At 71.7% G+C, this 11,961-nt stretch carries 12 protein-coding genes; 1 reads left to right on the top strand and 11 read right to left on the bottom strand.

What is annotated here, in order from left to right:
• Positions 1-156: 156 nt before the first annotated feature.
• The 11 genes from CCN29_RS35525 to CCN29_RS02485 all read right to left on the bottom strand — a co-directional run bounded on the left by CCN29_RS35525 (position 157) and on the right by CCN29_RS02485 (position 10,437).
• Positions 157-357, bottom strand: a complete 201-nt coding sequence (locus CCN29_RS35525; RefSeq protein ID WP_086679867.1) for a hypothetical protein — start codon at positions 355-357, stop codon at positions 157-159.
• A 56-nt stretch (positions 358-413) separates the two neighbouring features.
• Positions 414-950 carry a DUF4240 domain-containing protein gene (locus CCN29_RS02530; protein WP_086679864.1) on the bottom strand — a complete coding sequence of 179 codons (537 nt, stop codon included), beginning with the start codon at positions 948-950 and terminating at the stop codon, positions 414-416.
• Between the two features lie 59 nt (positions 951-1,009).
• Complete coding sequence (gene sigJ / locus CCN29_RS02525) at positions 1,010-1,939, bottom strand: RNA polymerase sigma factor SigJ (protein WP_086679862.1); 930 nt, start codon at positions 1,937-1,939, stop codon at positions 1,010-1,012.
• Entirely contained in the window at positions 1,936-2,679 is a 744-nt protein-coding gene (locus tag CCN29_RS02520) for a PIG-L deacetylase family protein (RefSeq protein WP_031020719.1), read from the bottom strand. The genes sigJ and CCN29_RS02520 overlap by 4 nt, the downstream gene beginning before the upstream one ends.
• A gap of 185 nt (positions 2,680-2,864) precedes the next feature.
• The gene (locus tag CCN29_RS02515) at positions 2,865-4,166 is read right to left on the bottom strand and encodes an alpha/beta fold hydrolase (RefSeq protein ID WP_086679860.1); all 1,302 of its coding nucleotides are present in this window, start codon (positions 4,164-4,166) and stop codon (positions 2,865-2,867) included.
• 101 nt (positions 4,167-4,267) lie between these two features.
• Positions 4,268-5,287 (bottom strand): LacI family DNA-binding transcriptional regulator, encoded by a 1,020-nt coding sequence (locus CCN29_RS02510; protein ID WP_006132840.1) that lies wholly within the window; start codon positions 5,285-5,287, stop codon positions 4,268-4,270.
• A 118-nt stretch (positions 5,288-5,405) separates the two neighbouring features.
• Positions 5,406-5,726, bottom strand: a complete 321-nt coding sequence (locus CCN29_RS02505) for an L-rhamnose mutarotase (RefSeq protein WP_031063147.1) — start codon at positions 5,724-5,726, stop codon at positions 5,406-5,408.
• 34 nt (positions 5,727-5,760) lie between these two features.
• Complete coding sequence (gene rhaS / locus CCN29_RS02500; RefSeq protein WP_086679858.1) at positions 5,761-6,843, bottom strand: rhamnose ABC transporter substrate-binding protein; 1,083 nt, start codon at positions 6,841-6,843, stop codon at positions 5,761-5,763.
• Between the two features lie 30 nt (positions 6,844-6,873).
• Positions 6,874-7,890 carry an ABC transporter permease gene (locus CCN29_RS02495; RefSeq protein WP_006132836.1) on the bottom strand — a complete coding sequence of 339 codons (1,017 nt, stop codon included), beginning with the start codon at positions 7,888-7,890 and terminating at the stop codon, positions 6,874-6,876.
• Positions 7,883-8,923, bottom strand: a complete 1,041-nt coding sequence (locus CCN29_RS02490) for an ABC transporter permease (protein WP_006132834.1) — start codon at positions 8,921-8,923, stop codon at positions 7,883-7,885. The genes CCN29_RS02495 and CCN29_RS02490 overlap by 8 nt, the downstream gene beginning before the upstream one ends.
• A complete protein-coding gene (locus CCN29_RS02485; RefSeq protein WP_031063144.1) occupies positions 8,920-10,437 on the bottom strand; it encodes a sugar ABC transporter ATP-binding protein in 1,518 nt (505 codons plus the stop codon). The genes CCN29_RS02490 and CCN29_RS02485 overlap by 4 nt, the downstream gene beginning before the upstream one ends.
• 262 nt (positions 10,438-10,699) lie before the next feature.
• On the opposite strand from CCN29_RS02485, the gene rhaI reads away from it, so the two are divergent.
• Positions 10,700-11,860 (top strand): L-rhamnose isomerase, encoded by a 1,161-nt coding sequence (gene rhaI, locus CCN29_RS02480; RefSeq protein ID WP_031063142.1) that lies wholly within the window; start codon positions 10,700-10,702, stop codon positions 11,858-11,860.
• The last annotated feature ends 101 nt before the right edge of the window (positions 11,861-11,961 follow it).

Here is an 11,961-nt window from a genome sequence, read left to right as displayed (position 1 = left end):
CTTAGTGAAGGCCGGTGGAAGGACCGAGGGCTGCTCCTCGGTGTACGCCTCGGGCCAGGGGGCCGGCGGAGTCGAGGTGAGTCCGCGCCTTCGTGAAGTCCGTGTGGGACTGCCGGATGTCGGCCGCCCCCCACGGCTGCTCCGGGCTTGCGTCTGTCAGGTCACCCGGCGGCGGATCCACCAGGCGCAGAACCCGGCCAGGAGCAGGGTGAGGCCGAGGTAGAGCCCGGTCTCGGCCCATTGAAGGGCCCAGAAGTGCCCGGCGGGCTGGTACGTCACGCAGAACCGGATGGTCTTGACCGTCAGCCCGGTCCGCCGGGCCAGGCCTCCGATCGTGAAGAGCGTGTCGCCGTCCATGCCTGCACCTTCGTGCCTCCCCCTACGGGAGACTCAAGCCCACTCGGCCGCCTGTCCTACATCAGGTGAAGAGCTGCCAAGTGGGGCAGCCGGTACGTCATTTCGCCGTGGTCGTCGAAGTCGAAGTTCCATCTGGGGTCCAGCCTCGGGTATCGGATGCTGAACGCGCCGGCCGGCAGTTCCCGGCCGGTCGCCTTGATGTGTGCGTTCCAGACGATGCCCAGCGTTCCCTCGCACTCGAGATCGAGTCCGCCGGCCGCCGCCGTTCGCACCACGGGCAGCTCCGCCAGGGCATCGGGGTCGGCGACCACGCGCTCGAACACTTCGCGTCCCTGCGCGATCAACCAGCCGCGGAAGTAGTCGAAGCCGTCGTCGGAGCATCCCCCGTTGATCAGGTACGCGGCGGCCCACAGGGGGCTCGTGTAGGAGTCCGCCATCAGATCCCACAGCGCCTGCTGAGCGGCGACGATCTCCCCGGCCGGGCGCGTGGCCAGCTGCGAGGTCGCCCTGCGGGCGACGTCGTCGGCGTCGTCCGGGTTCGGCGCCTGCGCGCGGGCCGTCTCGATGAGGTGCCAGAACTGCTGTCTCTTCATGGCGGCCGAGCATGCCAGCCGGCACTGACATCGGGGCACCGACGGTCCGTGGGCGCCCCTCAGTCCTCCCCCGCTCCCTCCCCCTCCGGCGGCAGCGCCACGCCCTCCAAGCGCTCCGGGTCCGCCAGGATGTAGAGGGCCGTGATGCGGCCCTCGTGGACCGTGACCGACAGGACCGAGCCGACGCGGTCGTCGACGACGCTGACCAGGCCCGGGGCGCCGTTGACCAGGACCATGCGGGCGGTGGCGTTGTAGCGGGCGAACAGCATCGCCGACTCGGCGACACGCTGCGCGCCCTGGAGGCGCTTGGAGCCCGCCACTCCCTCCAGCAGCGCGCCCGCGTCCGCGCGCAGCACCACGTCCGGGTGGAGTACGGCGAGCAGCGCCTCGAAGTCGCCGGTGCGCGCGGACGCGCGGAACGCGTCGAGGGCCTGCCGCTGCTGCGCCGCGTCGGGGGCGGCCGGCGGCGCGGAGTCGCGGACGCGGCGGCGCGCCCGGCTGGCGAGCTGCCGTGTCGCGGCCGGGGTGCGCTCGACCACCGGGGCGATGTCGTCGAACGGCACGGCGAACATGTCGTGCAGCACGAACGCCAGCCGCTCGTCCGGGTCGAGCGCCTCCATGACGACCAGCAGCGCGATGCCCACCGAGTCGGCCTCCAGCGCCTCCTGCTCCGGGTCGACCCGCGACAGCGGCCGGATCACTGGGTCCGGGACGAACGTGTCGTCCATCGGCTGCTCCCGGCGGGCGGCGCGCGAGCGCAGCAGGTCCAGGCAGATCCTGCCGGTCACGGTGGTGAGCCAGCCGCCGAGGTTGCCGATCTCGGCCGGGTCCACCCGGCCCAGCCGCAGCCAGGCCTCCTGCACGGCGTCCTCCGCCTCGGCGAGCGAGCCGAGCATGCGGTAGGCGACCGCCTTGAGGTGGGCGCGGTGCTCCTCGAAGCTCCGCGCCAGGTCCTCCTTGTCCTCCCCCGTCTCCCCCACCGCGCTCACCTCGGGAACACCTCGAAGGCGACCGCCGGACGGTTCCCGAACCGCTTCCCCGTCTCCTCCGCGAAGCCGGTCAGCAGCGTGCGCGCGTATGTCTCCGGGTCCTCGTCGGTGAGCGCCTCGATGTAGGTGCGGTGTTCCAGCAGGGAGCGCACCGCCCGCTCCAGGCCCGGGGTCGCGTCCACCGCGTGGGTGGGCGAGGCGGAGCCGGCGACCGCCACCCAGCGCACCCCGTCCCAGGGCTGAAGCCCCTGCTCGGTGAGCTCCGGGAAGATCCAGCGGTTGCCCGCGTCGCCGGCCGCGTCGAGCGTGGCGCGGCCGACGGCGACATGGTCCGGCGTGTTCCAGGCGGTGCCGCCCCAGGTGTCCCGGTGGTTCAGCGTGATCACCAGCTCGGGCCGATGGCGCCGGATCGCCGCCGCGATGTCCCGGCGCAGGGCGGGACCGTACTCGATCACGCCGTCCGCGTGGTCCAGGAAGGCGACCTCGGACACGCCCACCACGGCCGCGCTCGCCCGCTGCTCGCGCTCGCGCAGCGGCCCGCACCGGGCCGGGTCCAGGGTGTCGATGCCCGCCTCGCCGCGGGTCGCCAGCACGTAGGACACCTCGCGGCCGGCGTCGGTCCAGGCGGCGATCGCCGCCGCGCAGCCGTACTCCAGGTCGTCCGGGTGGGCGACCACGGCCAGCGCGCGCTGCCAGTCGTCGGGCATGGGCTGGAGTTGACTGATCGTCGGCTCGGTCATGCCTCGCAGACTAGCCCCCGCCACCGACAGTGCACGGGGGCTCGCGGTCACACCTCGTCGCGGACGGGGGCAGGACACGTGGTCGCGCCCCGTCGCGGGCGGCGACAAGGCGTGCGGTCGCCCCTCCCCGGGGCAAGGGCAAGACGCGCGCTCACGCCTCCTCGCAAGCGAGCGCGGAGCCCCGCTCACACCTCGTCGCGGGCGAGGGCCAGCAGGCGGTCCAGGACGCGGGGGCCGCCGGTGCGGACGCCGTCGTGCTCGAACTCGTCGGTCACCCAGGTGCGCAGGCCGCGGACCGCCCGGGCGGTGGCCAGGGAGTGCGCGGTGTCCACGTACATGTCGTCGTGGTAGACGGCCGCCGCGACCGGGACCTCGTTGGCGGCCAGGCGGGCCGGGTCGTACAGCGGGGTCCAGTCGGTGCGCGCGGCGAGGAGTTCCGCGGTGTCGCGCAGGGGCCGCAGCGCCGGGTCGCAGTCGAACATCCAGGGGTGGATCGTTTCGCCGGTGAACAGCACGGGCTCGTCGCCGGCGAGCGCCTTGGCCGCGTCGAACTGCGGGAACTCCCCCCGTACCCGCTCGGCGGCCCAGGCGGTGGGGCGGGCGTCCTGGGCGTAGATCGCCTCGTGGATCAGCGCGTACAGGGGGTGTCCGGCGAAGGACAACAGGCCCTGGACCTCTTCCTGGAAGGCGTCGGAGAGGGCGGGGCCGGACGGGGTGGGGACGAAGGCGTGCTCGAGGAGGAAGTGCAGGCGGTGGCTGCCGTCGCCGCTGCCGAGCATCAGGCCGAGGGACTGGAAGGCCTCGACGGTGAAGCGGTAGCCGTTGGGCAGGACCACGTCGTGGGTGAGGAGGTGGTCGGCGATACGGCGGGCCCGTTCGACGTCGCGCGGGTAGCGGGCGTAGTGGGCGGCGACCTTGCGCTCGATCCGCGGGTAGGCGGCGCGGTAGACGTCGTCGGCGTGCGCGTCGAGGGAGGGCAGACCGCCGGTGATCAGGGCGGTGTCCAGTCCCTCGGGGGCTATGGACAGATAGGCGACGGCGCAGAAGCCGCCGAAGCTCTGGCCGAGCACGGTCCAGCGGGCGCCGCCGGTCACGTGCGGGCGGATGGCCTCGCAGTCCCGGACGATCGAGTCGGAGCGGAAGTGCGTGAGGTGGTCGGCCTGCCCGGCGGGGCCGCCGCGCAGCGGGAGCGATTGCCGGTTGGCGGGGGTGGACGCGCCGGTGCCACGCTGGTCGAGAAGGAGCACCCGGTAGTTCTCCAGGGCGCGGCCGAGCCAGGCCGGCTTGCCGACGAAACGGTTCGCCCCGAAGCCCGGGCCGCCCTGGAGGTACAGCAGCCAGGGCAGGTCCTGGCCCGCCTTGTCACTCGCGACGACCTCGCGCGCGTACAGCTCGATCGTCTCGCCCGCGGGGTTGTCGTGATCGAGGGGCACGGTGAACCGGCGGTCGGTGAGGACCACTCCGGGCTGGCGGTAGGTGTCGGTCAACGGGACTCCCGGTACGAACGGATTGTCGGGCCGCGACCCAGTTCAGCACATGTTCCTGCGGCCAACGACCCCGGGATCATGAAAAAGTTCCTGAACATCGGTCAACGGGCCGAGAGGCTGGAGCGCCGCACCACCAGTTCCGGGGAGAGCACGACCCGGCGGTGCTCGTGGCCGGCGCCCGTGGACTCGGTCTCCTCCAGCAGCAGTTCCGCCGCCAGCGCCCCCATGGTCACGGCGGGCTGCCGTACGGAGGTGAGCGGTACGGCCGCGGCGGCGGCGAACTCGATGTCGTCGTAGCCGACGATCGCCAGGTCGTCGGGGACGTTGACGCCGGCCGCGTACATCGCCTGGAGGACGCCGAGGGCGAGCAGGTCGTTGGCGCAGAACACGGCGGTGGGGCGGCGGGCCAGGCCGAGCAGCCGGGCGCCCGCGTCGCGTCCGGCGGCGACGTCGAGCCGCTCGGTGGGCAGCTCGTGCAGGCTGTCGGGGCCGAGCCCGGCCTCGGCGAGGGCGTTCAGGGCGCCGGTGCGGCGGTCCCGGACCTGGTTGAGCCCGGGCGGGCCGCTGACGTACGCGAGGGAGCGGTGCCCGGCGTCGACCAGGTGGCGGACGGCCAGCGCGCCGCCGGCGACGTCGTCGACGGAGACGGAGCACTCGGTGGTGCCCTCGGCGACCCGGTCGACCAGCACGAAGGGGATGCCGTGCCGGCGGAAGCCCTCGATGGTGCGGCCGGTGGCGTCCGCGGGGGTGAGCAGCACGCCCCGTACCCGCTGCTCCGCGAAGAGGGACAGGTACTCGGCCTCCTCGCTGGGGCTCTGGGCGCTGTTGCAGACCATCACGCCGAGGCCCGCCTCGCGCGCGGCCCGTTCGGCGCCGCGCGCCACGTCGACGAAGAAGGGGTTGCCCATGTCGAGGACGAGCAGGCCCATGATGCGGCTGCGGCCGGCGCGCAGCTGGCGGGCGGACTCGCTGCGGACGTAGCCGAGCCGGTCGATGGCGGACAGCACCCGGGCCCGGGTCTCCGCGGCGACCGTGTCCGGGCGGTTGATCACGTTGGAGACGGTGCCGACGGAGACTCCGGCGACGCGGGCGACGTCCTTGATACCCACCGACTGGGCCATCGGACAGGGACCTCCAGGGAGACGGGACGACGAGGTGACGGAGGGGCGGCGCGGCGGGCCCTCACACTACCCGCACGTCCGCCCCTTTTCGGACACGGCCCGGGTGGACCCGTGGCCGTCATTCGAGGTGGAAGACCTCGGTGAGCGGGGTCATCGCCTCGTCGGGCCGGGCGCCGTCGAGGGACTCGAAGAAGGGCGCCATCCCGGCCTGCCAGCGGGCGTTGACCTCGGTGGCCTCCATGGCGGCCTTCGCCGCCTCGAAGTCCTCGGTCTCCAGGTAACCGACCAGCAGGCCGTCGTCGCGCAGGAAGAGGGAGTAGTTGTGCCAGCCGGTGGCCGAGAGCGCCTCGCGCATCTCGGGCCACACGGCGGCGTGGCGTGCGCGGTACTCGTCGATGCGGTCCTGGCGGACCTTGAGCAGGAAGCAGACGCGTCGCACGGAGTACCGCCTTTCCCATGAACGGCCCGAGGGATCAGAAGTCGAACCGGTCGATGTTCCCGGCGTTGAAGACGGTGGGCTTGCCGAGGTTGATCACGCCGTCCTTGCCCAGGGTGTACTCGCCCATCGCGCCGGCCGTGAAGGTCTCGCCCTCCTTGCCGGTGATCTGGCCGGACGCGAGCGCGACGGCGGTGCGGGCGGCCAGCTCGCCGAGCTTGGCCGGGTCCCACAGCTCGAACGCCTCGACGGTGCCGTTCTTGACGTACGTGCGCATGTCGTTGGGGGTGCCGAGGCCGGTGAGCTTGACCTTGCCCTTGTACTTGGAGCCGGACAGGTACTGGGCGGCGGCCTTGATGCCGACGGTGGTCGGGGAGATGATCCCCTTGAGGTTCGGGTGCTCCTGGAGCAGGCCCTGGGTCTGCTGGAAGGACTGCTGGGCGTCGTCGTTGCCGTAGGCGACCTCGACCAGCTTCATGTTCTTGTACTTGGGGTCCTTCAGCTCGTCCTTCATGAAGTCGATCCAGGTGTTCTGGTTGGTCGCGGTCTGCGCGGCGGACAGGATCGCGATCTCGCCCCGGTAGTCGATCTGTTCGGCGAGCAGCTGCACCTCGGTGCGGCCCAGGTCCTCGGCGGACGCCTGCGAGACGAAGGCGTTGCGGCACTCGGGGTTGGTGTCGGAGTCGTAGGTGACGACCTTGATGCCGTTCTTCATGGCCTGCTTGAGCGCGGTGCACAGGGCGCCGGGGTCCTGCGCGGAGACGGCCATGGCGTCGACCTGCTGCTGGGTGAGGGTGTTGACGTAGGAGACCTGGCCGGCGGTGTCGGTGGCGCTGGTGGGGCCGACCTCCTTGAAGGTGGAGCCGAGTTCCCGCACGGCCTTCTCGCCGCCCTGGTCGGCGGAGGTGAAGTAGGGGTTGTTGACCTGCTTGGGCAGGAAGCCGACGGTGAGGCCCTTCTTGGTGGCGGCGTTCGGGTCGGCCTTGCCGGCGGAGGCGGCCGCGCCGCCCTCGTTCTTGACGTCCTCCTTGGTGGTGCCGCCGCAGGCGGTGGCGGCCAGGGCGAGGGAGCTGACGGCGGCGAGCGCCGCGCAGGTGCGGCGGAGGGATGCTGTGTGCATGGCGGGTTCCTTAAGGGGGACGAGGAGAGGTCAGGTGGTCGGTGCGGGCGCCTTGGGATCCGGAGCGGGTGCGGTGGCCGCCCTGCGTCCGGCGCGGGCGGCGGCGATCTGCCGGGCGACGCGCGGGCCGAGGACGGACAGCACGAGCAGGACGCCGGTGACGACGATCTGGGACTGGGCGGAGACGTCCTTGAGGCTCATCACGTTCTGCAGCGCGCCCAGCAGGAACACGCCGGCGATCGCGCCGCCGAGGGTGCCCTTGCCGCCGTCGAAGTCGATGCCGCCCAGCAGCACGGCCGCGACGACGGACAGTTCGAGGCCGGTGGCGTTGTCGTAGCGGGCGCTGGCGTAGTGCAGCGCCCAGAAGACGCCGGTGAGGGCCGACATCAGGCCGGTCACCGTGAACAGGATCAGCTTCTGCCGCTTGACGCGGATGCCGGCGAACCGCGCGGCCTCCTCGCCGGCCCCGGTCGCGAACAGGGACCGGCCGAACGGGGTGGCGTGCAGGGCGACGACGGCGATCGCGAGCAGCACCAGGAAGGGCAGGAAGGCGTACGGGACGAAGGTGTCGCCGATGCGTCCGGCGGCGAAGTCCAGGTAGGCGGAGGGGAAGTCGGTGACCGCGTCGGAGCCGAGCACGATCTGCGCGATGCCCCGGTAGGCGGCGAGGGTGCCGATGGTGACGGCGAGGGAGGGCAGCCCGAGGCGGGTGACCAGCAGGCCGTTGACCAGGCCGCAGACGACGCCGATGGCGAGGCAGACGGGGATGATCGTCTCGATGGCCATGCCCTGGTTCCACAGGGCGCCCATCACCGCGCCGGACAGGCCGGCCGTGGACGCCACGGACAGGTCGATCTCGCCGGAGACCACGAGCAGCGTCATGGGCATCGCGATCAGCGCGATCGGCAGGGTGTTGCCGATGAGGAACGACAGGTTGAGGGCGTTGCCGAAGCCGTCGACGGTGGTGAACGACAGCAGCAGGACGACCACGAGCAGGGCGCCGACGACCGTGTCCCAGCGAACGGCGCGCGTGAGGGAGTCAGGCATGGCGGGCGTTCCTCTTCTTCAGGGCGGAGGCCACGCGCAGCGCGACGATCCGGTCGACCGCGATGGCGAGGACGAGCAGGACGCCGTTGATGGCGAGCACCCACACGGAGCTGACGCCGAGGGCGGGCAGCACGCTGTTGACGGAGGTCAGCAGCAACGCGCCGAGGGCGGCGCCGTAGACGCTGCCGGAGCCGCCGGTGAAGGCGACGCCGCCGACCACGACCGCGCTGACGACGGTGAGTTCGTAGCCGCTGCCGGTGCCGGAGTCGACGTTGCCGAACCGGGCGAGGTACATCGCGCCGGCGAGTCCGGCGAGGGCGCCGCAGACGGTGTACGCGGCGAGGATCCGCTTGCGTACGGGGATGCCGGCGAGGCGGGCGGCCTCCGGGTTGGAGCCGAGCGCGTACAGCTCGCGCCCGCCGCCGAAGTGCTTGAGGTAGTACGCCGTCGCCACCAGCACCGCGAGCGCGATCAGCGCCAGGTAGGGCACGGCGGAGAGGCCGCCGGAGCCGAAGTCGACGAAGCCGCCGGGGAGGTCGGCGGCGGTGATCTGGCGGGAGCCGACCCAGATGGAGTCGATGCCGCGGATGATGTAGAGCGTGCCGAGGGTGACGACGAGGGCGGGCACCTGGCCGAGGGAGACGAGCAGGCCGTTGAGCAGGCCGAAGCCGATGCCGAGCAGGACGGCGAGGGTGACGGCGACGGCCGGGTTCCCGCCGTTCTGGAGGTGGAGGCCGGCGGCGAAGGCGCTGATGCCGAGGGTGGAGCCGACGGACAGGTCGACGTTGCGGGTGATGACGACCAGGGTCTGGCCGGTGGCGACCAGGACCAGGATGGTCGCGTTCAGCAGCAGGTCCTTGACGCCCTGCTCGGACAGGAACGCGCTGTTGCCGGCCTGGGTGACGGCGATCATCACCAGGAAGACGACGAGGATGGCGAGTTCGCGCATCCTGAAGACGCGGTCCACGAGCCGGGTGGCGCCGGCCTTCGGCACCTCGGCGACGGGGGCCTGGTCGGGGGCGGTGACCGTCATGCGGCGGTCCTCCCGGTGGCTGCGGCCATCACGGTTTCCTCGGTGGCGTCGGTGCGGGGGATCTCGGCGGTGAGCCGGCCCTCGTGCATCACCAGCACGCGGTCGGCCATGCCGAGGATCTCGGGCAGGTCGGAGGAGATCATCAGGACGGCCACGCCGTCGGCGGCGAGCCAGGACAGCAGCCGGTGCACCTCGGTCTTGGTGCCGACGTCGATGCCGCGCGTGGGCTCGTCCACGATCAGCACCTTCGGCCGCGTGGCGAGCCACTTGGCGAGGACGACCTTCTGCTGGTTGCCGCCGGACAGGGTGTTCACCGTGTCGGCGATCCGGGCGTACTTGACCTGGAGCTTGACGGCCCAGTCGAGGGAGCGGCTGCGTTCGGCGCCGCGGTCCATCAGGCCGGCCCGCACGGTGGTGCCGAGGCCGGTGAGGCCGATGTTGCGCTCGATGGACATGTCCATCACCAGGCCCTGGGCGCGCCGGTCCTCGGGGACCAGGGCGAGCCCGGCCGCCATGGCGGTGGACGGGGCGCCGTTGGTCAGCTTCCGCCCGTCGACCACGACCTCGCCCGCGTCCCGGCGGTCGATGCCGAAGACGGCGCGGGCCACCTCGGTGCGTCCGGCGCCGACCAGTCCGGCGAGACCCACGATCTCGCCGCGCCGCACGTCGAAGGAGACGTCGGTGAAGACGCCCTCACGGGTGAGGCGGCGCACGCTCAGGGCGACCTCGCCGGGCGTCACGTCCTGCTTGGGGTAGAGCTCGGCCAGGTCGCGGCCGACCATGCGGCGGACCAGGTCGTCCTCGGTCATGCCGGCGAGCGGCTCGCTCGCGATCCAGGCGCCGTCGCGCAGGGTGGTGACGCGCCGGCAGATCTCGAAGATCTCCTCCAGCCGGTGGGAGATGAACAGCACCGCGGCGCCCTGGTCGCGCAGGGCGCGGACGACGCCGAAGAGGCGGGCGACCTCGCTGTGGGTGAGGGCGGCGGTGGGCTCGTCCATGATCAGGACGCGGGCGTCGAAGGAGAGCGCCTTGGCGATCTCGACGATCTGCTGGTCGGCGATGGACAGCCCGCGGGCGGGCCGGTCGGGGTCGAGGGAGACGCCGAGCCGCCGCATCAGGGCGGTGGTGGCGTCGCGGGTCGCCCTGTGGTCGATGCGGCGCAGGGCGCGGCGGGGCTGACGCCCCATGAAGATGTTCTCCGCGATGGACAGGTCGGGGAAGAGCGTCGGCTCCTGGTAGATCACGGCGATGCCGGCGTCGCGGGCGTCGCCCGGTCCGTGGAAGACGACGGGCTCGCCGTCGAGCAGCACCTGGCCGGCGTCCGGCCGGTGCACTCCGGCGAGCGTCTTGATGAGTGTGGACTTGCCGGCTCCGTTCTCTCCGGCCAGGGCGTGCACCTCCCCGGGGAACAGCTCAAGGGAGACGTCCCGCAGCGCGCGGACCGCGCCGAAGGACTTGGAGATGTCCTTGAGCGCGAGGACCGGGGCCGGACCCGTGTCGGACGGGTGGGTCATGAGGGCTCCTCGACAACGTCGGCGGGTCGGCCCGGACGACGTCGTGAAAGGTTTCAACTGGGTTGCCGGGACGTTAGGCGCGCCCCGCATGTCACGTCAATGGGTCACGGTCGAAAAATCTCCGACAGGCTTGTGTCACACGCAGGTCACGGGAGGCGTTGCGCGTGGGAGGGGTTGACACCCCTTCGGGGGGCGCCTAGCTTCCCGTTCTGAATCGTTTCACTCAGTGGTCGTCACGACCCGATGTCACAGGAGCCCTGACGTGACCGAGCGCGCCGCGGTGAAAGCCGCTCTCAAGACCCAGGCCGTCGAGACGCCGTCGTGGGCGTACGGCAACTCGGGCACCCGGTTCAAGGTGTTCGCGCAGCAGGGCGTGCCGCGTACTCCGCAGGAGAAGCTGGACGACGCGGCGAAGGTGCACGAGTTCACGGGCGTCGCGCCGACCGTGGCGCTGCACATCCCCTGGGACCGGGTCGACGACTACGCGGCGCTGGCACGGCACGCCGAGGACCGCGGGCTGCGGCTCGGCGCGATCAACTCCAACACCTTCCAGGACGACGACTACCGGCTCGGCTCCGTCTGCCACCCGGACGCGGCCGTGCGCCGGAAGGCCGTGGACCATCTGCTGGAGTGCGTCGACATCATGGACGCGACCGGGTCGAAGGACCTGAAGCTGTGGTTCGCCGACGGCACCAACTACCCCGGGCAGGACGACATCCGGGCCCGGCAGGACCGGCTGGCGGAGGCGCTCGCGGAGGTGTACGAGCGGCTCGGCGACGACCAGCGGATGCTGCTGGAGTACAAACTGTTCGAGCCGGCGTTCTACGCGACGGACGTCCCCGACTGGGGGACGGCGTACGCGCACTGCCTGAAGCTGGGCCCGAAGGCGCAGGTGGTGGTGGACACCGGGCACCACGCGCCCGGCACCAACATCGAGTTCATCGTGGCGACGCTGCTGAGGGAACGGAAGCTCGGGGGCTTCGACTTCAATTCGCGGTTCTACGCCGACGACGACCTGATGGTCGGCGCGGCCGATCCGTTCCAGCTGTTCCGGATCATGTACGAGGTGGTGCGCGGGGGCGGGCTGTCGGGGGACGTGGCGTTCATGCTGGATCAGTGCCACAACGTGGAATCGAAGATCCCGGCGATCGTGCGGTCCGTGATGAATGTGCAGGAGGCCACCGCCAAGGCGCTGTTGGTCGACCAGGACGCGTTGGGTGCGGCGCAGCGGGCGGGGGATGTGCTGGGGGCCAACGCCGTGCTGATGGACGCGTTCAGTACGGACGTGCGTCCGCTTCTTTGTGAGGTGCGGGAGGAGATGGGGTTGGATCCCGATCCGGTGAAGGCGTATGCGCGGTCGGGGTGGGCCGAGAAGATCGTGGGTGAGCGGGTGGGTGGGGAGCAGGCGGGGTGGGGGGCGTGAGCGGGTTGCCTGGTTTTTGTTCGTCGCGGGTTGCTGGTTCGTGGGGGCTGGTCGCGCAGTTCCCCGCGCCCCTGAGGTAGTGCTCTCATCCCCCTCTATCA

It is taken from the genome of Streptomyces pseudogriseolus, assembly GCA_002154585.1.
GTDB classification, from domain to species: Bacteria; Actinomycetota; Actinomycetes; order Streptomycetales; family Streptomycetaceae; genus Streptomyces; species Streptomyces pseudogriseolus.
This window is presented reverse-complemented; position numbering and strand designations above follow the sequence as displayed.

Excerpts from the sequence above, each read along its gene's own strand:
- CCN29_RS35525 (WP_086679867.1), bottom strand. The coding sequence starts at position 357 with ATGGACGGCGACACGCTCTTCACGATCGGAGGCCTGGCCCGGCGGACC.
- CCN29_RS02530 (WP_086679864.1), bottom strand. The coding sequence starts at position 950 with ATGAAGAGACAGCAGTTCTGGCACCTCATCGAGACGGCCCGCGCGCAG.
- CCN29_RS02520 (WP_031020719.1), bottom strand. The coding sequence starts at position 2,679 with ATGACCGAGCCGACGATCAGTCAACTCCAGCCCATGCCCGACGACTGG.
- CCN29_RS02510 (WP_006132840.1), bottom strand. The coding sequence starts at position 5,287 with ATGGCCCAGTCGGTGGGTATCAAGGACGTCGCCCGCGTCGCCGGAGTC.
- rhaS (WP_086679858.1), bottom strand. The coding sequence starts at position 6,843 with ATGCACACAGCATCCCTCCGCCGCACCTGCGCGGCGCTCGCCGCCGTC.
- CCN29_RS02495 (WP_006132836.1), bottom strand. The coding sequence starts at position 7,890 with ATGCCTGACTCCCTCACGCGCGCCGTTCGCTGGGACACGGTCGTCGGC.
- CCN29_RS02490 (WP_006132834.1), bottom strand. The coding sequence starts at position 8,923 with ATGACGGTCACCGCCCCCGACCAGGCCCCCGTCGCCGAGGTGCCGAAG.
- CCN29_RS02485 (WP_031063144.1), bottom strand. The coding sequence starts at position 10,437 with ATGACCCACCCGTCCGACACGGGTCCGGCCCCGGTCCTCGCGCTCAAG.